The following is a 22,346-nucleotide window of genomic DNA, read 5'->3' on the forward strand; positions in this document are numbered from 1 at the left end:
GATGAGAAAAGTGATCGCACACACGATGAATGAGGTGGCGCCGTGACCGGCGTGTTGAAGAAGACGTGGATCCCCATCCTGATCCTCGTGGTGGTGTTGATCGCAGGGTTCACCGTCTCCCGCATCCGCACGTTCTTCGGCGCCGAAGGCATCACCGTCACGCCCGTGCAGTTCGCCGACGATCCCGAGCCGTTCGACCCCAAGGTCGTGAAATACGAGATCTTCGGCGATCCCGGCGCCTACGCCGACATCAACTACCTGGATCTCGACGCCAAGCCGCAGCGCGTCGACGGCGCCATGCTGCCGTGGTCGCTGACGCTGAGCACCACCGCCCCCGCCGCCCAGCCGAACATCGTGGCCCAGGGTGACGGCACCTCCATCACGTGCAGGGTGACCGTCGACGACGAGGTGAAGGACGAGCGCACGTCGACCGGCGTCGCCGCCCAGACGTTCTGCCTGGTGAAGTCTGCATGACCCACCCGACCTCGGACGCGAACACCGACGCGTTCCCGGCCACCCCGCAGTACGCACGACCGCTCGTCCCGCGCATCATCCGCACCTTCGCGCTTCCGGTGATCCTCGGCTGGATCTTGCTGATCGCGATCGTCAACATCCCCGCGGTGACGCCGCAGCTCGAGACCGTCGGGCAGATGCGCGCCGTGTCGATGAGCCCCGCGGACGCCCCGTCGATGATCGCGATGAAGCGCGTCGGCCAGGTGTTCGAGGAGGGTGACTCCGACAGCTCGGCCATGATCGTCCTCGAGGGCGAGCAGCCCCTCGGCGACGAGGCGCACGCCTACTACGACCAGATGATCGAGAAGCTCCGGGCCGACCCGGAGCACGTCCAGTCCATCCAGGACTTCTGGAGCGATCCGCTCACCGCGACCGGCTCGCAGAGTTCCGACGGCAAGGCCGCCTACGTCCAGGTGAAGACCGCGGGCAACCAGGGCGAGACGCTGGCCAACGAGTCGATCGACGCGGTCCAGGACATCGTCGACAGCATCCCTGCCCCGGACGGCGTGAAGGCCTACGTCACCGGTCCCGCCGCACTGGCCGCCGACCAGCACATCGCCAGCGACCGCAGCATGACGATGATCGAGATCGCCACCTTCAGCGTCATCATCGTGATGCTGCTGCTGGTCTACCGGTCGATCGCCACCATCCTGATCGTGCTCGTCATGGTGGTCCTGTCGCTGTCGGCGTCGCGCGGCGTGGTCGCGTTCCTGGGCTACCACGAGATCATCGGCCTCTCGACGTTCGCGACCAACTTGCTGGTCACCCTCGCCATCGCCGCCGCCACCGACTACGCCATCTTCCTGATCGGCCGATATCAGGAGGCACGCAGCCTCGGCGAGGACCGGGAACGCGCGTACTACACGATGTTCGGTGGCACCGCCCACGTCGTGCTCGGCTCCGGCCTGACCATCGCCGGCGCCACGTTCTGCCTGTCCTTCACCCGGCTGCCCTACTTCCAGACACTCGGCGTCCCGCTCGCCATCGGCATGGTGGTCTGCGTGCTGACCGCCCTGTCGCTGGGGTCGGCCATCGTCACCGTCGCGAGCCGATTCGGTCTGCTCGAGCCCAAGCGCGCGCTGCGCACCCGGGGCTGGCGGAAGATCGGTGCCGCCGTCGTCCGGTGGCCCGGACCGATCCTGATCGGCACGGTCGCGCTGGCCCTCGTCGGTCTGCTCACGCTGCCCGGCTACCAGACCAACTACAACGACCGCAACTACCTGCCCGCCGACCTCCCCGCCAACGAGGGGTACGCGGCGGCCGACCGGCACTTCTCGCAGTCCCGGATGAACCCCGAGCTGCTGCTGGTCGAGAGCGATCACGACCTGCGCAACTCGGCGGACTTCCTGGTGGTCGACAAGATCGCCAAGGCGGTGTTCCGCACCGAGGGCATCGCCCGCGTCCAGACGATCACCCGCCCCGAGGGCAAGCCGATCGAGCACACCTCGATCCCCTTCCTGATCAGCATGCAGGGCACCACGCAGAAGCTGAACGAGAAGTACATGCAGGACATGATGGTCAACCTGCGCAAGCAGGCCGACGACATGCAGACGACCATCGACTCGATGACCACGATGTCGGGCCTGACCGAACAGATGGCCGACGTCACCCACTCGATGGTCGAGAAGTTCAAGACCACCGCGGTCCACACGGCCGAGCTGCGCGACAGCATCGCCAACTTCGACGACTTCTTCCGTCCGATCCGCAGCTACTTCTACTGGGAACCGCACTGCTACGACATCCCGGTCTGCTGGGCGATCCGCTCGGTGTTCGACACGCTCGACGGCGTCAACACGCTGACCGAGGACATCCAGGCGCTGCTCCCGGAACTCGAGCGACTCGATTCGTTGCTGCCGCAGCTGACGGCGCTCATGCCGCAAATGATCTCGACGATGAAGACCATGAAGACGATGCTGCTGACCCAGTACGCGACGCAGAAGGGCATGCAGGATCAGCAGACCGCGGGCTCGGAGAACGCGACCGCGATGGGTGAGGCGTTCGACGCGTCGATGAACGACGACTCGTTCTATCTGCCGCCGGAGATCTTCGACAACGAGGACTTCAAGCGCGGCATGAAGAACTTCATCTCACCCGACGGGAAGTCGGTGCGCTTCATCATCGCCCACGAGGGCGACCCGATGTCGGCCGACGGAATCGCGCGGATCGACAAGATCAAGGACGCGGCCAAGGAGGCCATCAAGGGCACCCCGCTCGAGGGCTCGAAGGTGTACCTCGGCGGTACCGCAGCCGTGTTCAAGGACATGTCCGACGGCAACGACTACGACCTGTTGATCGCGGGGATCTCGGCGCTGGCGCTGATCTTCATCATCATGCTGCTGATCACCCGCAGCGTCGTGGCGTCGGCGGTGATCGTGGGCACGGTCGTGCTCTCGCTGGGCGCCTCGTTCGGCCTGTCGGTGCTGATCTGGCAACACATCCTGGGCATCGAGCTGCACTGGATGGTCATGGCGATGGCGGTGATCATCCTGCTCGCCGTGGGCGCCGACTACAACCTGCTGCTGGTGGCCCGCTTCAAGGAGGAGATCCACGCCGGGCTCAACACCGGCATCATCCGTTCGATGGGTGGCACCGGGTCGGTGGTCACCTCGGCGGGGTTGGTCTTCGCGTTCACGATGATGTCGATGGCGGTCAGTGAGCTGACCGTGATCGGGCAGGTGGGCACGACGATCGGACTGGGCCTGCTGTTCGACACCCTGATCGTGCGCTCCCTGATGATGCCGTCGATCGCCGCACTCCTCGGCCGCTGGTTCTGGTGGCCGCAGAACGTCCGGACCCGGCCACTGCCCTCGCCGTGGCCGACGCCTCCCCCGCCGACGTCCAAGGTCGACCAACCCGTACCCACCGCCTGAGCACTAGGAGCATCATGAAGAGCATGCGCACCCTCACGCGCCGCGGGAGCCTCGTCGCGGCAGCCGTCGGCATCGCGGCGACGACCTTCGTCGTCCCCGCGGCAGCCGACTCCACCGACGACTTCCCGATCCCGCGGCGCCAGATCCAGACGCAGTGCGACGCCGAGCAGTACCTCGCCGCCGCCCGCGACACCAGCCCGGTGTACTTCGAGCGCTACATCATCGACAAGAACAACCGGCCGGCCGACGTGCAGCAGGCCGCGGTCGACCGGATCCACTGGTTCTACTCGCTGAGCCCCACTGCCCGTCGGCAGTACTCCGAGGACACCGCCACCAACGTGTACTACGAGCAGGTGGCGACCCGCTGGGGCAACTGGGCCAAGGTCTTCTTCAACAACAAGGGCGTGGTGGCCAAGGCCACCGACGTCTGCATGAACTACCCGCGCGGCGACATGTCCGTGTGGGCCTGGCCGGTCACGCCGTAGCGGCGATCGTGACACACACGTCGACGACGGGGTCGACCAGCTCGAAGTGGGTGTCGTTGGCGGCGTTGGTGATCGCCGTCGCCGCTCTCGGACTCGCCGTCTGGGACTTCCGCAGCCCCGCGCGGTCGGACTCCTCGGCGCAGTCGAGCGGGTCGGACGTCACCGACCAGCAGCGCGCCGAGGACAAGCAGCGGGTCTGCGCCGCGTTCGACACGGTGCGGACGGGCGTCTCGCGCAACACCAACATCGCGCCGCCGGGCGGTGAGGGCGACGTCTCGGGCACCCTGGCGGTCGCCGCGAACGCGCGGGTGTCGCTGCTCGCCGGCGGCCAGTACCTGTACGCGAAGGTCACCCCGGCCACGCCGCCCGAACTGGGCGAGGCGGTCAAGCGCTTCGCGGATGTCCTGACCGACGTGGGTGCGGCCGCGACGGCGGGCATCCCCAACACCGATGCCACCCAGGCCGGACGTCTGCGCGACGCCGACGCGCTCAACGCCAAGATCATCGACCTCTGTAGGTAGCGCCGGTGTCAGCGCTCGAAGTGCTGGTAGTCCTTGGGTGCGCGCCAATTGCCGCCCCACCGCCAGCCACGCCGGAGGAACGCGCCGACGGCCGGATCGTCGGCGTGTAGCACCCCCGGGTCGGTGCGGCGCCGGTCGAGGTACGGGCCTGCCGTCGCGGGTTGCAGCTCGGATGCCGAGACGTAGGGATTCAGCAGCGGGTTGACGTCGATCGCGCGGCCGAGTGCGTGCAGCGACCACCGGCCGCTGGGCAGTGCGCGACAGTTGAACGCCGACGTGTTGTTGTCGCGCATCGACGTCTCGTCGTCGGCACCCGGATACCGGTCCACCGTCCGCATCCGTTCGATCGGGAACCACTGCCGGTACAGCTCGCCGAACACGTCGACGACGTCGGCGGCGAGTGCTTCGTCGACGACGAGTTCGCCGCGGTGGGTGCGGCCGTCGAATCCGCGGTAGGGCAGGTCGATTCGACGCAGCCGCTCGGCGGGCACCGGGCATCCCGGTCGCCACGTCGGCCCCAGCTCGGCCGTCGTCACCGGATGGATCGACGCGGGACGCGCCGGATCCGGCTCGGCCGGTGGCCGGGTGGTCGACGACACCGACGGCGCGGTCGTGGGCTCGGGCGACGGGCACTGCACCACGACCGTGGCGGCCGCGACCGAGGTCACGACCGCCAGGGTCCTGCGAGTGCGCGAACTAGGCGTTTCTCCGGCGTCCCATCGCCATCGCCACCAGCACGGCGCCGACGCTGAGGATGGCGCAGAGCCCCGCGGCCGTCATCAGGTAGACGTCGCGCCGGTTGAGCCCCGCGGACGGGGACTCGTCGGACAGCAGCCGAAGCTGGTAGTCACCGGGCAGCGGCGCCTCGCTGGGCTGGTCGAGGCCCGGGAACTGTTGCGTGCGGTGCACTTCGAACTGCCGCTCGCCGGCCGGGGTCTGCGTCCACTCACCCCAGGCCGGGGTGACGCCGTCGAGCAGCACCTTGCGCTCGCCGAAGCGCGCGTCGTTGCCGACGTCGACGATGCGCTGCACGCGGAACGGCTCGTACTGCGCGCGTTGGTAGTTCACGAACACCGGCACGTTGTCGTAGCGCAGCAGCGGGGGCGGCGGCGCGGGGAACGGCAGGCCGATGCCGGGGAAGAAGCCGCCACCGAAGAAGCTGCCGACCGCCACGTTCAGCGCGGTGTTCACGACGGTGCTCACGGCGCTCTCCACGATGGCCGTGAAGCTGTACGCCGCGTACTGCGCGACCTCGAGCACGATCCGCGACAGCGGCGGGATGTGCGCGATGCGCGGCCGGTTCTCGTAGACGTAGACGATGCGGACCGGGTCGCGGTACGGATTGCTCAGCACCGGACGGTAGTAGTCGTCGTACTCCACCCAGTCCGGACTCCACTGCCGGACGTTGCGGTCCCAGGCGCCCGCGCGGCGGACGTCGTACGTGCGGTCCTCGTCGCGGGCGCGGTCGAGACCGGGCAGGTCGCGCGGCACGTTCGGCAGGTCGATCAACCGTGCGATCTGGTCGATCTCCTCCTTGGGCGCCGGCGCCGGGTCGGGCAGCTCGACCACCTTGGCGGTCTTGGCCACCGCGACGTCCTCGACCGGCGCGACGAGCGTCTCGGGTTCGGCGGTCTCGATGGCGCGGGCGGCCTGCGAGACGCTCGAGGTGGCGGTCTGCTCGTCGGGGTCGCCCGTCTCGGTGCCCGACGTCCGGCCCTCGCTGGGCTCGGCGGTCTCAGACGTGCTCGGATCCGTCGGCTCGGCGGGCTGGGTGGTCGGCGCACTGCCGTCCGACGGTGCGGCCGACTCGCTCGGCGACGTCGACTCGGTCGGCGGCACACCGGATTCCGGTGCCCGGCTCTCCGGTGTCGTGCTCTTCGGCGCCTCGGTCCGGGGCGTCCTGCCCTCCGGCGCCGCCGCGTCCGGTGCGTTGGACTGCGGTGCCGACGACTCCGACGGCGCGGGACGCTCGGCGGCGGTGGTGGCCGGCGACGGCGTGGCCGACGGTGCCGGCGCCTTGGTGGCGGTCGTGCTGCTCGCCGGTGGCGCGGCGGGTGCGGGCTTCGGCGCCTGGGTCTGCGGCCTGGGGGCCTGGGTCCGGGGCTCGGGCTCCGCGGCGGCGGGTGCCTGGCTGACCGGCGGCGCCTCGACGGCGGGCGCCTCGGCGGCGGGTGCCTGGGTCACGGCAGGCGCCTCGGCCTGCTTCGGGGCGGCCGGCTCGGCTGCGGGAGCCTCGCGGGCCGGCGCCTGCTCCGCCTGCTCGGCGGGTTCGGCCTTCGGCTCGCCCTTGGGTTCGGCCTTGGGTTCGGGCACCACGACCGTGGTCGTCGGACCGGATCCACCGCCTCCCGGTTCCGCGAGCGCGGGCGACACACCGGCGACGAGCGCCGTGATCGACACGATCATTCCGGTGGCCAGCGCGGCGGTGATCCGCTTCCGGCCGACTACGACTCGTGCATCCATATACATCGACTCCTTGATTCCAGGAGCGTGACGTCGCCGTCACGGCTGCCCTGCGCAGCCGACTCCCCCGACACGGAACCTGGTTCCGCAGCGCCCAACGCCTCGTTCTCGGTTCGATCGCCCTGACAACGGCCGAACCCATCCATCCGTACCTCTACAAGTCAATCGCCGGTGCGCTGATTCCGTTACACCCGCGGACGCTCCGGGGGGACGGCGGCGAGCAGCCGGCGGGTGTACTCGTCGCTGGGGTCGGCGAACAGCTCGGCAGCGGGTCGGTGTTCCACCGCCCGGCCGTCGCGCATGACGAGGACGTCATGGCTCATCCGCTGGATCACCGCCAGGTCGTGGCCGATGAACAGGTAGGTCAGCGTCAGCTCCGCCTGCAGATCGGTCAGCAGGTCGAGGACGCGCGCCTGGACCGACACGTCGAGTGACGCGGTGGACTCATCGAGAATCAGCAGGTCGGGTTCCATCGCCAGTGCCCGGGCGATGCTGACGCGCTGGCGCTGACCGCCGGACAGTTCGTGCGGGTAGCGCGAGGCGAAGTCCGCGGGCAGACCCACCAGGTCAAGCAGCTCGGCGATCCGGGCCCGTCGTCCCGCACGGTCGGCGGCGAGGCGGTGCACCCGCAGCGGCTCACCGATCGCGGTGCCCACCGGCGTCCGCGGGTCCAGCGACGAGAAGGGGTCCTGGAACACCAGACCCACACGTCGGCGCAGCGCCCTGTCGACGCGGCGGGCCAGCAGGTCCGCACCGTCGAGGGTGGCGGTGCCGGCGTCGGGGCGCACCAGGCCGGTCAGCGCGGCCGCGACGGTCGACTTGCCCGACCCCGACTCCCCCACCAGACCCAGCGTCGAGCCCCGGCGGATCTGAAGCGACAGGTCCCGCACGGCGTGCACGGTGGATCGGCCGGTGGGCGTCGTCACCGGGAACCGGACGTCGAGGCCGGTCACGTCGAGCAGCACCGGCGCATCGGTGGCCGCGGGTGCGGGCGCCGTGACGCCGAGCACCGGGCGCGCGGCGAGCAGTTCACGGGTGTACTCGTTGCGGGGCCGGTCGAAGACGTCGAGGATCGGCGCCTGCTCCACGGCGTCGCCCGCCCGCAGGACGGTGACCTCGTCGGCCACCTGACCGATGACGCCCAGGTCGTGGCTGATCCAGATCACCGCGGTGCCGAAGTCGCGCTGCAGCGTGCGCACCAGCTCGATGATCTGCGCCTGGGTCGTCACGTCGAGCGACGTGGTGGGCTCGTCGGCGACGAGGAGTTCGGGGTCGCAGGCGAGCGCGATCGCCACCATCACGCGCTGCCGCTGCCCACCCGACAGCTGGTGCGGATAGGAGCCGAGGCGGTTCTCGGGGTCCGGCAGGCCCACCGCGTCGAGCAGCTCCAGGGCCCGGGCCCGCGCCTCGCGGCGCGTGGCCCGACGGTGCGCCTCCAGGGATTCGGTGATCTGGCGTTCCACCGTGAGCATCGGGTTCAGCGACGTCCCGGGGTCCTGGAACACGAAGCCGATGCGGCCGCCGTGCACGCCGCGCAGCGTGCGCGCCGACGCCCCGACGAGTTGTGTGGACCCCGCGTCGGCGTGGCCGCCGAGCACACTCGATCCGGTGACGACCGCGGCGGGCGCGTCGAGCAGGCCTGTGGCCGCCAGCACCGTCATCGACTTTCCCGAGCCGGATTCGCCGACGATGCCGATCGTCTGCTCGGGCTCGACGCTCAGCGAGACGCCCCGGACGATCTCGTGACGACCTATCCGCACCCGCAGGTCGGTGACGTCGAGGACCGGCCCGCTCACTGCTGCCTCCTCGCCTCGGCCATGGTGCGCTGCTTGGGGTCGAGGACGTCGCGCAGTCCGTCGCCGAACAGGTTGAACGCCACGACGATCACGAAGATGGCGGCCCCCGGAAAGACGGCCATCCACCAGGCCAGGGTGACGAACCCCTGCGAGTCGAAGATCATCCGGCCGAGCGACGGCTCGGGCGGCTGGATGCCCAGGCCGAGGAACGACAGCGCCGCCTCCGAGAGGATCGCGAATGCCAGCGACAGCGACGTCTGCACGATCAGCGGTCCCGCGATGTTCGGCAGGACGTGTCGCATCAGGATGTAGCCGTGGCCGGTGCCCATCGTGCGGGACACCGCGACGTACGGCTCCACCCGGACCGACAGGGTGCTGGCCCGGGCCACCCGCGCGAAGATCGGGGTGTAGACGATGCCGATCGCGAGCATCGTGGTGGTGACGCCGGGACCCAGGATCGCGACGATGGCCAGTGCCAGCAGCAGCACCGGGAACGCGAACATCACGTCGACGATCCGCATGAACACCGTGTCGGCCCAGCCGCCGCGGTAGCCCGCCACGACACCGATCGCGACGCCGACCACCACGGCGAACGCGACGCTCACCACCGCGACCCGCATCGAGGCCTGCACCGCGACCAGGACCCGCGACAGCACGTCGCGGCCGAGTTCGTCGGTGCCGAACCAGTGGTCGCCGCTCGGACCCTGCAACGCGCTCGGGACGTCGACGTCGTTGATGCCGTAGGGCACCAGCCACTGTGCGGTGAGGGCGACGACCGCCACGACGAGCAGCAGCGCGCTGCTCACCACCGTGACGGGCTTGCCGAGCAGCAGCCGCCAGGACGCGACGCGGGTGCGGTCGGGTTCGGTCATGACAGCCGGATCCTGGGGTCGACGACGGCGTAGAGCAGGTCGACGACGAGATTGATGAGCAGGAACAGCACCGCGATCAGCAGCACCGCCCCCTGGATCACCGGGTAGTCGCGGGACGCGACGGCGTTGAACACGAGGCGGCCCAACCCCGGCCAGGCGAACACCACCTCCACGACGATGACGCCGCCGAGGATGGTGGCCAACTGGATGCCGGTGATGGTGAGGATCGGCACCAGGGCGTTGCGCACCGTGTGGCGGAAGGTGACCACCCTGGGCGGCAGCCCCTTCGAGCGCGCCGTTCGCACGTAACCCGCTGCGGCGACGTCGAGTACGGCCGATCGGACGTAGCGGGTCATGATGGCGCCGGCCACCAGTCCGACCGTCAGGCCGGGCAACACGACGTGCGACAACCAGCCCACCGGATCACCGAACAGCGGCCGATACCCCGACGTCGGGAACCAGCCCAGGGTGGTGGAGAACAGCGCGATGAGCAGGATGCCCATCCAGAAGTCGGGGATCGAGACGCCGAACTGACTGGTCACGCGGACGACGGCGTCGCTGACCCGGCCCTCGCGCAGCGCCGAGAAGATGCCGGCGGGCAGGGCGATCAGCAGCGCGATCACGATGCCCACGACGGCGAGTGACACGGTGGCGGGGAGACGTTCGATCAGGATGTCCCACACCGGATCCCCGTTGCGGAAGCTGACGCCGAGGTCGCCCCGGACGGCGCCGGCGAGGTAGCCGAAGAACTGCGAGAGGATCGGCCGGTCGAGCCCGCTGGCCGACCGCAGCGCCTCGTAGGCCTCGGGGGTGTACCGCGTGCCGAGCGCGATGCGCACGGGATCGCCGGGCACGAGTTGCACGAGCGCGAACACCACGACCAGGACGCCCAGCAGGACCACCAGCGAGTAGGCCACCCGCCGGGCGAGGAAGCGGACCACCGGGTGGCCGATGAACGCCGCCGGTGCCGTCGCGGCGGTCACCGGGCGTCCACCTCGCTCAGCGCCGCGGTGCGGAATCTGACCGCGCCGTCGCGCCGCGCGTCGTACCCGGTGAGTCGCGGCGTCCACGCCTGGATCACCGACGGGTTGTACAGGTAGATGTAGCTGACGCCGTCGGCGATCAGCGTGGCCGCCTTGGCGTAGTCGTCGGCGCGGGCGTCCCGTGCGGTCTGCACGCGTCCGGCGTCGAGCAGCCTGTCCACCTCGGGGTCGGAGAACTTCTGGGCGTTGCTCGTCCCGTCGGTGTGGTGCTGGGCGTAGTAGAAGTCGTCGGGGTCGATGTTGCCGAGCCAGCCCATCATCAGCATGTCGAAGTTGCCGGAGTTCTGTTCGTCGAGCCAGGTGGCCATGTCGACGGTCCGGATCTTCACCTCGATGCCGAGCGGGGCGAGGTTGTCGGCGATCACCTGGGCGGCGGTCACCGTCTCCGGGTATTCGTTGGTGACGAGCATGTCGAGGCTGCTGGGGGCGGCGCCGGCCTCGGCGAGCAGGCGCTTCGCCTCCCCGAGGTCGTACCGGTAGCGGTCGTAGCCGATGTACCAGGGGTTGCCCTCGGGGATCGCGAGCTGGTTGGCCGCGGCGGTGCCGTAACTGGTCGCCTGCACGATGGCGTCCCGGTCGATGGCGAAGGCGATCGCCTGCCGCACCCGCACGTCGTTCCACGGGGCCCGCGCCTCGTTGAGCGCCAGATACCAGTAGTCGTTGCTCGGGGTGACCGCGAGGCGGACGGAGTCGTCGCCCTCGAGCTGCGTGACGCGTTGCGGCGGAATCGAATCCGTCCAGTCCACCTCGCCGGCCTGCAGCGCGGACAGCGCCGTCGACGGCTCGGAGATGAATTGGAACGTCACGCCGGGGATCTTCGGGGCGCCGCCCCAGTAGCCGGGGTTGGCCCGCAGCGTGATCGAGTCGCCGCTGCGTTGCGAGGCGAAGGCGAACGGGCCGGTCCCGACCGGCCGCGTGGCGATCTCGCCGCTGTCGACGTTGGCGCGGGAGACGATCGCCATGCCCTTGAAGCCGCCGAGGTTGGTCAGCAGGTTGGGGGTGGGCTTGGCGAGCCGGATGACGACGGTGCGATCATCGCGGGCCGTCACGTCGGTGACGGCGCTGAACTTGTCGACCTGCGCGAGTTTCTCGTCGATGATGCGCCGGTAGGAGTAGACGACGTCGTCGGCGGTGAACGGGCTGCCGTCGTGGAACGTGACGCCGGGCCGCAGCCGGAACGTCCACGCGAGCTGGTCGGGTGAGACGGTCCACGACTCGGCCAGCGCCGGACGCATCTCGAGGTTCTCGTCGGGCTCGACGAGCGTGTCGAAGACGTTCTCGAGCACCTCGAAGGAGAAGTACGAACTCGTCTTCTGCGGGTCGAGCTGATCGGGTTCGCCGGCTATCGCGGCGATCAGGTTGCCCGCCGAATCCCCCAGGTCGACGCGTTGCGCAGGAGCGCACGACACGGTCAACAGGAGAGCACACACCGCGGCAAGGACGCTCCCGGACCAGCGCATCCGGCACGGTTACCCACTCGTCGGCCCGAAGACACCTCAGGCGACGGTGTCGAGACCCGAGGCGTAGGACTCCTTGACCACCTCGAGGTGCGCCCAGCTCTCGAGAGCGCTGGTCCCCGGCAGCGCACGAACGGTGTCGAGCAGGCCGACCAATTGCGCCGCCGAGAATGCGCGCACGGTGACCAGCACGTCGAACCGGCCGAGGGTGCGGGCCACGAAGATGACCGACGGCATGTCGGCCAGGGCTGCGATGACGTCGTGGTGGTCACCGGTCAACCGGATGCCGAAACCCATGGCGCTCTGCCGATCCTGACCGGAGTGCCGGACGACGGCGCCGATGCGGACCACGCGGGCGTCGAGCAGCCGGACGACCCGCCGACGCGCCCCGGCGGCCGACAAACCCACCGCCGCAGCGAGTTCCACGTACGACGCGCGACCGTCCTCCTGCAGTCCCCGCAGCAGGGCGATGTCGACGTCGTCGACGTCGATGCCGACCGTCCCGACGGGACCGACGACGTCGCGGACCAGTTCGACGTAGGTGAGCGTGTCGACGCCGACCACGCCGGGCAGCGCGCGCAGCTGAGCGATGGTCCGGTCGATCTCGGCGGGCGACTCCGCGCGCACCTCGGCCACCAGTCCGTGCGGGCCGCTGGTCAGGGAGAGGAAGGGCACGTCGGCGCGGGGTGCGATCAGGGCGGCGACCGGCGCGGCCGGGCCGTTCAGCGTCAGACCGACGTGGGCGAGCGCGCCACGACCGATCACCGCCGGGTGGACGACGCCGCGCACCACGACCTGACCGCTCGAGATCAGCCGCTGCACGCGGACGGCGGCGGCCGATCGCGACAGCCCCGCCCTGCGGGCGATCTCGCGGTGCGTGAGGCGGCCGTCCACCTCGAGCAGGGCCACGATGGCCTCGTCGATCTCGTCCACGTGCGCTCCTCTGCGGAAACTTCGTTCGAAATTCTTTCGCCCCTGTGACGCAACACATCGTGCGTCGACGGACTCTTCCAAAGCCCGTCAGTCGCGATTGTCCCCCATCCACCGGCAGATCATGATCGGAAACGTCGACGTAACGAACGAACTGCTTGCAGCACCCGAGGGTCGGTCCTATCGTGACCTGCACCACAGATCGACCACCACGACGGACGGACCGGGCATCTCATGGCGACGCTGACCAGCGATCGAGTGTTGACTGCGACCGACGAGGTGGTGGCGGCCTTCGGGGCTACCGACACCGCCGCATACTTCGGCAGCTTCGCCGTCGACGCCACCTTCGTCTTCCACTCCGAGCCCGCCCGGCTCGACGACCGGCCGCCTACGAAGCGGTGTGGGACGGCTGGATCCGCAGCGGGTGGCGCGTGGTCTCCTGCCGCAGCAGCGACAGATTGGTGCAGATCCTCGGCGACGTCGCCGTGCTGACCCACACCGTCGACACCGTCACCGCGGTCGACGGTGAGCAGACCGCCACCCGGGAACGCGAGACCATCGTCTTCGCGCTCGACGGCGACCGCCTGCTCGCCGTCCACGAGCACCTGTCGTCGACCCCGGAGATCACCGACGGGCAGGGCCCGTCGTGACCGACGGGGCCGCGGGACCCGCCGCGCCGCCGAGGGTCACCGACGTCGAGGTCCGTGGCGTCGAACCCATCCCGGACGACGAGCGCACGGCCACGCCGCTGGACCTCTTCCGTCTGGTGTTCGGCGGGGCCAACACCATCGCGACCGTCGTGCTGGGCACCTTCCCCATCGTGTTCGGGCTGTCGTTCCGCGACGGTTTGCTCGCGACGCTGCTCGGCCTGGTGCTCGGCGCGGCGATCCTGGCCCCGATGGCGCTGTTCGGACCGCGCAACGGCACCAACAACGCGGTGTCGTCGTCGGCGCACCTCGGGGTGCACGGCCGGGTCGTCGGGTCGTTCCTCTCGCTGCTGACCGCCATTGCGTTCTTCTCGATCTCGGTGTGGACGTCCGGCGACGTCCTCGTCGGCGGAGCCACCCGCGCCCTGGGCGGAGCACCCGATGCCGCCCCGAACGGCGTGGCGATCGCCGTGGCCTACGGCGTCTTCGCGCTGCTCGTCCTGGTCGTGTGCGTCTACGGCTTCCGGTTCATGCTGCTGGTGAACAAGGTGGCGGTCATCGCGGCCACGCTGCTGTTCCTGCTTGGCATCGTCGCCTTCGGCGGCACGTTCGACGCGGGGTACGCCGGCATCTTCGGCCCCGGCGCGGACGCAGCGACCAATGCGCTGTACTGGCCGTCGTTCGTCGGCGCTGCACTGATCGTGATGTCGAACCCGGTGAGTTTCGGTGCGTTCCTGGGCGATTGGGCGCGGTACATCCCGCGTGAGACGCCGGCGTGGAAGTCGATGGCCGCGGCGTTCGGCGCCCAGATCGCCACGCTGGTCCCCTTCCTGTTCGGACTCGTCACCGCGACCGTCGTGGCGTCGACCGCGCCGGCGTTCATCGACGAGGGCAACTACGTCGGCGGGCTGCTCGCGGTCTCACCCGACTGGTACTTCCTGCCGGTCTGCCTCATCGCGCTGATCGGCGGCATGTCGACGGGCACCACGGCGCTGTACGGCACGGGCCTCGACTTCTCCAGCGTCTTCCCGCGTTTCAGCCGCGTGCAGGCGACCGTGTTCATCGGCGCCATCGCGATCGCCTTCATCTTCGTCGGCAAGTTCGCGTTCAACGTGGTGCAGAGCATCTCGACGTTCGCGGTGCTGATCGTCACGTGCACGGCGCCGTGGATGGTGGTCATGATGATCGGCTGGCTGGTCCGCCGCGGCTGGTACGACTCGGACGCGCTGCAGGTGTTCAACCGCCGCCAGCGGGGCGGCCGGTACTGGTTCTCGCACGGCTGGAACTGGCGCGGCCTCGGCGCGTGGCTGGTGTCGGCGGCGCTGAGCCTCTGCTTCGTCAACTCCCCGGGCCAGTTCGTCGGTCCCCTCGGCGATCTCGCCGCCGGCATCGACCTGTCCATCCCCGTCGGCCTCGGCCTCGCGGCGGTGCTGTACCCGCTGCTGCTGTTCGTCGTCCCCGAGCCCGCCGACGCGTTCGGCCCCGCCGGGCCACGCCTGGTCCCCGCCGGACCGGCCGCGAACATCCCCATCACCTCGGTGGACGATCTCGAACCCGTTGCCACGATCAAGGAGTCGACGACATGAGCACCATCGGACCGATCGACGCGTCGAAGACCCCCCGCTTCGCCGGGCCCGCGTCCTTCGCCCGCCTCCCCCGCCTCGACCAGGTGCCCAAGGCCGACGTCGTCGTCGCCGGCGTGCCGTTCGACTCCGGGGTCTCCTACCGCCCGGGCGCACGGTTCGGGCCCACCCACGTGCGGGAGTCCTCACGCCTGCTGCGGCCCTACAACCCCGGTCTCGACGTGTCGCCGTTCGACGTCGCGCAGGTCGCCGACGCCGGTGACATCGCGGTGAACCCCTTCAACATCAACGAGGCCATCGAGACCATCGAGGCCGCGGCCGTCGACCTCACCTCCGACGGCACCAGGCTGGTGACCATCGGCGGCGACCACACGATCGCGCTGCCGCTGCTGCGGGCCGCCGCCGCCCAGCACGGCCCCGTCGCGCTGGTGCACTTCGACGCCCACCTCGACACGTGGGACACCTACTTCGGCGCGGAGTACACCCACGGCACGCCGTTCCGACGGGCCGTGGAGGAGGGCATCCTCGACACCGAGGCGCTCTCGCACGTCGGTACCCGCGGACCGCTGTACGGCAAGAAGGACCTCGAGGACGACCGCCGCTTCGGCTTCGGCATCGTCACCTCCTCGGACGTGTACTACCAGGGCGTCCGGGAGGTGGTCGACAAGCTGCGGCAGCGCCTCGGCGACCGGCCCGTATACGTGTCGGTCGACATCGACGTCCTCGACCCCGCCCACGCACCCGGCACCGGCACCCCAGAGGCCGGCGGGATGACCAGCCGCGAACTGCTGGAGATCCTGCGCGGCTTCCGCGGCCTGAACCTCGTCGGCGCCGACGTCGTCGAGGTCGCCCCGGCCTACGACCACGCCGAGATCACCGGTGTCGCGGCATCGCACGTCGCCTACGACCTGGTGTCGCTGCTGGCCCTCCGCCACGAGGAGCGCACGCGCCCGTGACGAGTGACGGCAGAAATGGCGGTGACGTCGTCGTGGAAACGCTGACCGCACTGGGCGTTTCGCACGTGTTCGGCATTCCCGGCCAGCATGCACTCGGGCTGTTCGACGCCATCCGCCGCAGCCCGTTGCAGTTCGTCAGCTCGCGCGTCGAGAACAACTCCGCGTTCGGCGCCGACGGATACGCCAGGGCCACCGGCGAGGTCGGGGTGCTGTTCCTGTCCACCGGACCCGGCGCCCTCACCGCGCTCGGCGCACTGCAGGAGGCCTACGCCAGCGGGGTACCGCTGCTCGTCATCACCAGCCAGGTCCCGCGCTCGGGACTCGGCCTGCGCCGCGGCATGCTCCACCAGCTCGACGACCAGCAGCGCAGCGCCGTCAACGTCACCAAGAGCACTGCCGTCGTGCGCGGCGCCGCGGAGATCCCCGGCGCACTCGCCGACGCGTGGAGCCTCGCCCGGTCCGCACCCGCCGGGCCCACCTGGGTGGAGATCCCGCAGGACGTACTGCTCGATCCCGTCCACCAGCCGCCGGTCACGTCGGTGGTGACGGCCGTCGCCGAACGCCCGCCGCGCGCCGAACTGGTCACCGCCGCAGCCGAACTGCTCGACGATGCTCGACGGCCGGTGATCCTCGCCGGCGGTGGCGTCCGCCGCTCCCCCGGCGGCCCGGCAGCGCTGGTCGCCCTGGCCGAGCGACTCGACGCCCCGGTGGTGTCGACCGTGGGCGGCAAGGGCGCGATCCCGTTCGACCACCCGCTGTCCGCCGCGTCCTGGATCGAGGACCGCCACACCACCGACCTGCTGGCCGACGCCGACGTCCTGCTCGCCGTCGGCACCGCGATGGGCGAGGTGACGAGCAACTACTTCACGTTCACCCCCCGCGGCCGACTGATCCACGTCGACGCCGAACCCCGCGTGCTCGAGGCCAACCACCCGGCACTGGCGATCCACGCCGACGCCGCGGCGGCCCTGCGCGCCATCGCCGATCGGGTGCACCACCGCGATCCGGGCGACGGTGCGCGTGTCGCCGCGGACCTCCGCCGGTCGGTGGAGGAGCGGCTCGCCGGTCAGGACCTCGCGTCCGAACTCGGGCTGATGCGCGATCTCCGCCGCGCCGTCCCGTCGGCGGCGCACACGTTCTGGGACATGACGATCGCCGCCTACTGGGCCTGGTCGGCATGGGATCCGTGCGACGGCGAGTTCCACTCGGCGCAGGGCGCGGGCGGACTCGGCTTCGCCTTCCCGGCCGCCATCGCCGCGGCCATGGGCACGGGGGCGCGCACGTTCGCGGTCTCTGGGGACGGCGGCGCCATGTACTCGATCGCCGAACTCGCCACCGCGCGCCAGCACGACGCCGACGTCACGTGGCTCGTCGTCGACGACGGCGGGTACGGCATCCTGCGCGAGTACATGACCGACGCGTTCGGCCAGGCCACCGCCACCGAACTCGCCCGGCCCGACTTCGTCGCGCTGGCAGCGAGTTTCGGCGTACCGGCCCACGCCGCGACACTCGACGACGTCGGCGACGTGGTCGCGGCCACGTTCGCCACCACGGGTCCCGCAGTGGTCGTCCTCCCCGCCGTACTCCGGATGTTCGCCCTCACCTAGCCCCACCACCCCGTCAGTCCACCCAGTCAGGAGCGCACCATGGGCAAGCCACTCGACGTCGCGATCGTCGTCGTCTACCTCGCCGCGATGTTGGCGTTCGGGTTCTGGGGCAAGTCGCGCACCAAGGACTCCGCCGACTTCCTCGTCGCGGGCCGGCGGCTCGGCCCGGCCCTCTACACCGGCACGATGGCGGCCGTGGTCCTCGGCGGCGCGTCCACCGTCGGCGGCGTGGGACTTGGCTACCGGTACGGCATCTCGGGCATGTGGCTCGTCGTCGCCATCGCGGTCGGCCTGCTGCTGCTGTCGGTCGCCTTCGCCGGGCGCATCCAGCGGCTACGGGTCTACACCGTGGCCCAGATGCTCAAGCTGCGCTACGGCGTGGACGCGACGTCCACGTCGGGCATCGTGATGGTCGCCTACACGCTGATGCTGTCGGTGACCTCCACCATCGCCTACGCCACGGTGTTCAACGTGCTGTTCGGCACCGACCGCACGGTGTCCGTCATCATCGGAGGCGCGATCGTCATGCTGTACTCCTCGATCGGCGGCATGTGGTCGATCACCCTGACCGACATGGTGCAGTTCATCCTCAAGACCATCGGCATCTTCTTCCTGCTCCTGCCGTTCACCTGGAACAGGGCGGGCGGGTTCGACGGCATCCGGGAGCGGGCCGGTGACGCCGCCTTCGACCTCGGCACGATCGGCACCCAGACGATCATCACGTTCTTCGTCGTCTACAGCTTCGGCATGCTCATCGGCCAGGACATCTGGCAGCGCGTCTTCACCGCCCGCTCGCCCAAGGTCGCGAAGTGGGGCGGTACGGCTGCTGCGATCTACTGCCTGCTGTACGGCGTGGCCGGTGCCCTGATCGGCACCGCCGCCTCGACGTTCCTGCCCGACGTGGAGGCCAGCGATGACGTCTACGCCCAGATCGCCGAGTCGATCCTGCCGGTGGGCATCAGCGGCATCGTGCTCGCCGCAGCCGTCGCCGCCATGATGTCGACGGCGTCGGGCGCGCTGATCGCGACCGCCACCGTGGCGCGCACCGACGTGAAGCCGTTGCTGGGCAGGCTGATCGGCCGCAGCGACGACGCCGATCGGAGCGACCGCGACGAGCGTGGCACGGACCTGCACTCCGACCGTCTCTACGTCGTGGTGCTGGGCATCGTGGTGATCGTGATCGCCGCACTCCTCAACGACGTCGTCGCCGCCCTGACCGTGGCCTACGACATCCTGGTGGGTGGCCTGCTGGTGTCGATCCTCGGCGGGTTCCTCTGGAAGCGGGCGACCGGCACCGGCGCCCTGTGGTCGATGATCGCGGGCACCGTCGTCACGCTCGGCACCATGGTGGCCGTCGGCGACGTGCTGGCCAACGAGCCCATCTACTACGGTCTGGCCGCCAGCCTCGTCGCCTACGTCGTGGGCAGCCTGACCACCCAGCGCACGCCCGCCGCGGTCCTCGAGGTCTGGGAGAGCAGGCTGGCCGGACGCGACCCGGTGGCCGAGGAGCAGATCGCCACCTGACCGGCGACCGGCGGCCTACACTCGCGGGATGGTCCGCCCGGTGACGTACGCGCCCGTTGCGGCGCTTGCCTTCTCGGCGCTCGTCGCGTGCTCGTCGACCACGGCACCCAGCGTCGACGCGACCGCCGAGCCCGCCACCCCGCCGACGTCGTCCGCCTCCGCGGTGGCGACGCCGGCGTCGCCTCCCGCGCCACGGGCGGTCACGAAGCAGTGGGTCGACCTCACCGTGGGCGAGTGCGTCGCCGAGGTTCCCGCCGTCGACGTCGGTGAGGCCACCGTCACGGTCGTCGACTGCGCGACGCCGCACCGCGCCGAGGTGTACCTGCTCGCGCCGGTCGCGGTGAACGCGGCGATCGCCGACGTCGCGGACCGGGAGTGCGCCGCGGGTGTCGGGGCCTACGCGGGCAGCAGCGCCGGTCTGTCGGTCACCTACCTCATCGACTCCAAACAGGACCGGACCGGCGCGATCCCCCTGCCCAGCACCGTCATCTGCCTGCTGCAGTCCGTCGGCGGCGACCAGCTCACCGGAACGGTGCGGCAGTGACGCGGGTGGGATGTGTGTTCCGGCCCGAGAACCCGCCGGAGGACCTCGCCGCGGCGGCACGCGCCGCCGACGAGTCGGGTCTCGACGAGCTGTGGCTGTGGGAGGACTGCTTCTTCCACGGCGGCCTGTCCGCCGCGGCGATCGCGCTCGCGAACGGCAGCCGGCTGACCGTCGGCGTCGGGGTCCTGCCCGTGCCGTTGCGCAACGTCGCGCTCGTCGCCATGGAGATCGCCGCGCTGGAGCGCAGCTTCCCCGGCCGCCTGCGGATCGGCATCGGTCACGGCGTCCAGGATTGGATGGGTCAGGTGGGCGAGCGGGTGGCCTCGCCGCTGACGCTGTTGCGCGAGTACGCCACCGCGCTCTCGGCGCTGCTGCGCGGCGACACCGTGACGGTCGACGGCAGGTACGTTCGGCTGTCGGACGTCCAGCTCCGGTGGCCGCCCACCACGCCGGTCGAGCTCCTGTTCGCCGCCACCGGTCCGCGCACCCTCGAACTGAGCAGCGAGCTGGCGTCGGGCACCGTCCTCACCGGGCACACGTCGCCGACCGCCACCGGCGAGGCCGTGTCGATCCTCCGGCGCCGCGCGGAAGCCGATCGGCCGCACCGGGTGGTGTCCTACGTGGCGTGCGCGCTCGACGACGATGCGCTGGCCCGCACCCGGGCGGAGATCGGCGCGTCCTCGGAGGACGAGGCCGATGACCTGATCGTGCACGGCGGCCCCGAGCGGATCGCGGCGGGTGTCCGCCGGTGGGTGGACGCCGGCGTCGACACGGTCGTGCTGCAGCCGCCCGTCGGCGTGGATGCCGTGGACTTCATCCGCAGCGTCGCGACCGAGGTGCAGCCGCTGCTGCACGGCTAGACGCGGTCAGATCCCCGACAGGAAGCCGTACGGGTACTCGAACTGCGACGGCGCCTCGGTGGTGGGCTCGAACTGTCCCTGGTAGTTGCCCGGCGACTGGCAGATGGTCGACGACTGGACGCCGTCCTGGCACGCCGGCGATCCCAGCGACGCAGAGGCGTTCGGCGCCAGGGCGATTCCCGCGGCGATCGCGCCCGCGGCCAGTCCGGTGAGGATGAGGGTGGGTTGGAAGGTCATGATGTCCGTCTCCTGAGTCGAGGTCGTGGGCCCGTCTCGGGCCTGAAACCAGATTCGCCGATGGGCGCCTCGCGGGCATCGACGCGAGCACCCATCGCCGGCTCCGGCATTCCGCACTGCCGACTACCGGCTACCCGGTAGTCACCTCCGGACGTCGCCGCGACCCCACGTCGAGCCGATGGCGTTGATGGCCAACCGATCCCAGTCATGCGCCGGCCGGGTGTCGCGCGCCATCGGCGGGATGCGCCAGAGTCGCCCCCAGTCCCGCGCGTACGTCCTCCGCTGCTCGCCCATGCGTCGATTGAAGGCGTCGGAGTGCCTGCGGTGCAACCCATTTTTCGGCGTGCGGCCGCAGCGTTCAGACGGTGAGTGACACCTTGACGCAGTCACCGGTCCGGGACGCGACCGCGGCGTAGGCTGCGGCGGCGTCGGTCAACGCGTATGTGTCGGTGAAGATTCCGCTCGTGTCGAGGCGTCCGGACTGCAGCAGCGGGATGAGTTCCGGCCACGTCCGCTGCACCGGCGCCGTCGTCATCCGCAGGGTCACGCTGCGGACCAGGCTCATCAGGGCGGGGAACGGGAACGGGTTCAGATCGTGGACGCCGACCACCGAGACCGTGCCACCGGCCCGCACGCAGGTCAGCGCCGCCGTCATCGTGGTGTCGTTGCCGACGGCGTCGATCACCGATGCCGCACCTCGCCCACCGGTGGTCTCGTGCACCTCGCCGATGTCGGCGGGCAGCAGCGGGGTTGCGCCGGCTGCGGCCGCGCGGGCGCGGCGCCCCTCGACGGGGTCGACGGCGTACACCGTCCCGGCGCCCTGGGCGATGGCCGAGCGCACGGCGCACAGCCCGACCGCACCGAGTCCGAAGACGACGACGGTGGATCCGGGCGCGATGTCGGCACGTTGGGCGCCGGCCCACCCCGTGGCGAGGTTGTCGGTGAGGAGCAGCGCCGCCTCGGTGCCGACGCCCGCCGGGATCGTCATCAGCTGGAAGTCCGCAGCAGGCACAGCCAGCAGGTCGGACTGCGCACCACCGAGTGCGCCCGACCCGAAGATGCGCGGACCGGACACGCAGGTCACGGGATCCCTGGTGGCGCACCCCGCGCAGTGGCCGCAGCCCGCCACCGAGGACACCAGCACCTGGTCGCCGACCGCGACGGTGCGGACGTCGGGACCCACCTCCACCACGGTGCCGACGGCCTCGTGGCCCAGAGGGACGGGCTCGAACAGTGGGTAGTCGCCCTCGTAGAAGTGCAGATCGGAACCGCAGATGGCGGTGGCCGTGACTGCGACGATCGCCCCGTCCGGTCCGGGCAGTTCGGGGTCGGGCCGGTCGACGACGGCGATGACCCCGGGGGCTTCGATGACCACAGTGCGCATGGCAGCCGAGTCTATGGTCGGCGGTCGTCGATCCGGGCCGGGTTCTCATCGGTG

At 70.4% G+C, this 22,346-nt stretch carries 21 protein-coding genes; 11 read left to right on the top strand and 10 right to left on the bottom strand.

The window, feature by feature from the left end; genetic code table 11:
* The first annotated feature begins 42 nt into the window (after positions 1-42).
* Genes AC1MEY_RS12115 through AC1MEY_RS12130 form a run of 4 tightly spaced genes read left to right on the top strand, consistent with a single transcriptional unit; the run spans position 43 to position 4,389 of the window.
* Positions 43-474 (top strand): MmpS family transport accessory protein, encoded by a 432-nt coding sequence (locus AC1MEY_RS12115; protein WP_480230858.1) that lies wholly within the window; start codon positions 43-45, stop codon positions 472-474.
* Positions 471-3,383 carry an MMPL/RND family transporter gene (locus tag AC1MEY_RS12120; RefSeq protein ID WP_480230859.1) on the top strand — a complete coding sequence of 971 codons (2,913 nt, stop codon included), beginning with the start codon at positions 471-473 and terminating at the stop codon, positions 3,381-3,383. Before AC1MEY_RS12115 ends, AC1MEY_RS12120 begins: the two co-directional genes overlap by 4 nt.
* Before the next feature lie 23 nt (positions 3,384-3,406).
* A complete protein-coding gene (locus AC1MEY_RS12125) occupies positions 3,407-3,868 on the top strand; it encodes a DUF5078 domain-containing protein (RefSeq protein WP_480230860.1) in 462 nt (153 codons plus the stop codon).
* A gap of 8 nt (positions 3,869-3,876) precedes the next feature.
* On the top strand, positions 3,877-4,389 hold the full coding sequence (locus AC1MEY_RS12130) for a hypothetical protein (protein ID WP_480230861.1): 513 nt from the start codon (positions 3,877-3,879) through the stop codon (positions 4,387-4,389).
* An 8-nt stretch (positions 4,390-4,397) separates the two neighbouring features.
* Here AC1MEY_RS12130 and AC1MEY_RS12135 read toward each other — a convergent pair whose 3' ends face one another.
* The 7 genes from AC1MEY_RS12135 to AC1MEY_RS12165 all read right to left on the bottom strand — a co-directional run bounded on the left by AC1MEY_RS12135 (position 4,398) and on the right by AC1MEY_RS12165 (position 12,953).
* A complete protein-coding gene (locus AC1MEY_RS12135) occupies positions 4,398-5,057 on the bottom strand; it encodes a M15 family metallopeptidase (protein WP_480230862.1) in 660 nt (219 codons plus the stop codon).
* Between the two features lie 28 nt (positions 5,058-5,085).
* Entirely contained in the window at positions 5,086-6,852 is a 1,767-nt protein-coding gene (locus AC1MEY_RS12140; protein WP_480230863.1) for a hypothetical protein, read from the bottom strand.
* Positions 6,853-7,037: 185 nt separating this feature from the next.
* Complete coding sequence (locus tag AC1MEY_RS12145) at positions 7,038-8,648, bottom strand: dipeptide ABC transporter ATP-binding protein (RefSeq protein WP_480230864.1); 1,611 nt, start codon at positions 8,646-8,648, stop codon at positions 7,038-7,040.
* Positions 8,645-9,520, bottom strand: coding sequence for an ABC transporter permease (locus AC1MEY_RS12150; RefSeq protein ID WP_480230865.1), 876 nt, complete (start codon positions 9,518-9,520; stop codon positions 8,645-8,647). Before AC1MEY_RS12150 ends, AC1MEY_RS12145 begins: the two co-directional genes overlap by 4 nt.
* Positions 9,517-10,503 (bottom strand): ABC transporter permease, encoded by a 987-nt coding sequence (locus tag AC1MEY_RS12155; protein WP_480230866.1) that lies wholly within the window; start codon positions 10,501-10,503, stop codon positions 9,517-9,519. The genes AC1MEY_RS12150 and AC1MEY_RS12155 overlap by 4 nt, the downstream gene beginning before the upstream one ends.
* Positions 10,500-12,023, bottom strand: a complete 1,524-nt coding sequence (locus AC1MEY_RS12160; RefSeq protein ID WP_480230867.1) for an ABC transporter substrate-binding protein — start codon at positions 12,021-12,023, stop codon at positions 10,500-10,502. Before AC1MEY_RS12160 ends, AC1MEY_RS12155 begins: the two co-directional genes overlap by 4 nt.
* Before the next feature lie 36 nt (positions 12,024-12,059).
* The gene (locus AC1MEY_RS12165; protein ID WP_480230868.1) at positions 12,060-12,953 is read right to left on the bottom strand and encodes an Lrp/AsnC family transcriptional regulator; all 894 of its coding nucleotides are present in this window, start codon (positions 12,951-12,953) and stop codon (positions 12,060-12,062) included.
* Between the two features lie 395 nt (positions 12,954-13,348).
* Between AC1MEY_RS12165 and AC1MEY_RS12170 the strand changes: the two genes are divergently transcribed.
* From AC1MEY_RS12170 to AC1MEY_RS12200, 7 genes are read left to right on the top strand one after another with little or no spacing between them, the layout of a single operon-like run.
* Positions 13,349-13,600 carry a nuclear transport factor 2 family protein gene (locus tag AC1MEY_RS12170; RefSeq protein ID WP_480230869.1) on the top strand — a complete coding sequence of 84 codons (252 nt, stop codon included), beginning with the start codon at positions 13,349-13,351 and terminating at the stop codon, positions 13,598-13,600.
* Positions 13,597-15,183: a purine-cytosine permease family protein gene (locus AC1MEY_RS12175; RefSeq protein ID WP_480230870.1), complete on the top strand. Its 1,587-nt coding sequence runs from the start codon at positions 13,597-13,599 to the stop codon at positions 15,181-15,183. The genes AC1MEY_RS12170 and AC1MEY_RS12175 overlap by 4 nt, the downstream gene beginning before the upstream one ends.
* On the top strand, positions 15,180-16,136 hold the full coding sequence (speB, locus tag AC1MEY_RS12180; protein ID WP_480230871.1) for an agmatinase: 957 nt from the start codon (positions 15,180-15,182) through the stop codon (positions 16,134-16,136). The genes AC1MEY_RS12175 and speB overlap by 4 nt, the downstream gene beginning before the upstream one ends.
* A complete protein-coding gene (locus AC1MEY_RS12185) occupies positions 16,133-17,743 on the top strand; it encodes a thiamine pyrophosphate-binding protein (protein WP_480230872.1) in 1,611 nt (536 codons plus the stop codon). Before speB ends, AC1MEY_RS12185 begins: the two co-directional genes overlap by 4 nt.
* A gap of 39 nt (positions 17,744-17,782) precedes the next feature.
* A complete protein-coding gene (locus tag AC1MEY_RS12190) occupies positions 17,783-19,267 on the top strand; it encodes a sodium:solute symporter family protein (RefSeq protein ID WP_480230873.1) in 1,485 nt (494 codons plus the stop codon).
* 28 nt (positions 19,268-19,295) lie between these two features.
* On the top strand, positions 19,296-19,811 hold the full coding sequence (locus AC1MEY_RS12195; protein ID WP_480230874.1) for a hypothetical protein: 516 nt from the start codon (positions 19,296-19,298) through the stop codon (positions 19,809-19,811).
* Positions 19,808-20,671: an LLM class flavin-dependent oxidoreductase gene (locus AC1MEY_RS12200; protein ID WP_480230875.1), complete on the top strand. Its 864-nt coding sequence runs from the start codon at positions 19,808-19,810 to the stop codon at positions 20,669-20,671. The genes AC1MEY_RS12195 and AC1MEY_RS12200 overlap by 4 nt, the downstream gene beginning before the upstream one ends.
* Before the next feature lie 6 nt (positions 20,672-20,677).
* Here the strand turns inward: AC1MEY_RS12200 and AC1MEY_RS12205 are convergent, their stop codons facing one another.
* The 3 genes from AC1MEY_RS12205 to AC1MEY_RS12215 all read right to left on the bottom strand — a co-directional run bounded on the left by AC1MEY_RS12205 (position 20,678) and on the right by AC1MEY_RS12215 (position 22,292).
* Entirely contained in the window at positions 20,678-20,908 is a 231-nt protein-coding gene (locus AC1MEY_RS12205) for a hypothetical protein (RefSeq protein WP_480230876.1), read from the bottom strand.
* A gap of 141 nt (positions 20,909-21,049) precedes the next feature.
* Positions 21,050-21,202, bottom strand: coding sequence for a hypothetical protein (locus AC1MEY_RS12210; RefSeq protein ID WP_480230877.1), 153 nt, complete (start codon positions 21,200-21,202; stop codon positions 21,050-21,052).
* Between the two features lie 64 nt (positions 21,203-21,266).
* Entirely contained in the window at positions 21,267-22,292 is a 1,026-nt protein-coding gene (locus AC1MEY_RS12215) for a zinc-binding dehydrogenase (RefSeq protein WP_480230878.1), read from the bottom strand.
* Positions 22,293-22,346: the final 54 nt, after the last annotated feature.

Source organism: Mycobacterium sp. PTI7 (assembly GCF_056679845.1).

What these genes read in the sequence shown, in the direction of transcription:
- AC1MEY_RS12120 (WP_480230859.1), top strand. Translation starts at nt 471, where the DNA reads ATGACCCACCCGACCTCGGACGCGAACACCGACGCGTTCCCGGCCACC.
- AC1MEY_RS12125 (WP_480230860.1), top strand. Translation starts at nt 3,407, where the DNA reads ATGCGCACCCTCACGCGCCGCGGGAGCCTCGTCGCGGCAGCCGTCGGC.
- AC1MEY_RS12140 (WP_480230863.1), bottom strand. Translation starts at nt 6,852, where the DNA reads ATGGATGCACGAGTCGTAGTCGGCCGGAAGCGGATCACCGCCGCGCTG.
- AC1MEY_RS12150 (WP_480230865.1), bottom strand. Translation starts at nt 9,520, where the DNA reads ATGACCGAACCCGACCGCACCCGCGTCGCGTCCTGGCGGCTGCTGCTC.
- AC1MEY_RS12160 (WP_480230867.1), bottom strand. Translation starts at nt 12,023, where the DNA reads ATGCGCTGGTCCGGGAGCGTCCTTGCCGCGGTGTGTGCTCTCCTGTTG.
- speB (WP_480230871.1), top strand. Translation starts at nt 15,180, where the DNA reads ATGAGCACCATCGGACCGATCGACGCGTCGAAGACCCCCCGCTTCGCC.
- AC1MEY_RS12190 (WP_480230873.1), top strand. Translation starts at nt 17,783, where the DNA reads ATGGGCAAGCCACTCGACGTCGCGATCGTCGTCGTCTACCTCGCCGCG.
- AC1MEY_RS12195 (WP_480230874.1), top strand. Translation starts at nt 19,296, where the DNA reads ATGGTCCGCCCGGTGACGTACGCGCCCGTTGCGGCGCTTGCCTTCTCG.
- AC1MEY_RS12205 (WP_480230876.1), bottom strand. Translation starts at nt 20,908, where the DNA reads ATGACCTTCCAACCCACCCTCATCCTCACCGGACTGGCCGCGGGCGCG.
- AC1MEY_RS12210 (WP_480230877.1), bottom strand. Translation starts at nt 21,202, where the DNA reads ATGGGCGAGCAGCGGAGGACGTACGCGCGGGACTGGGGGCGACTCTGG.
- AC1MEY_RS12215 (WP_480230878.1), bottom strand. Translation starts at nt 22,292, where the DNA reads ATGCGCACTGTGGTCATCGAAGCCCCCGGGGTCATCGCCGTCGTCGAC.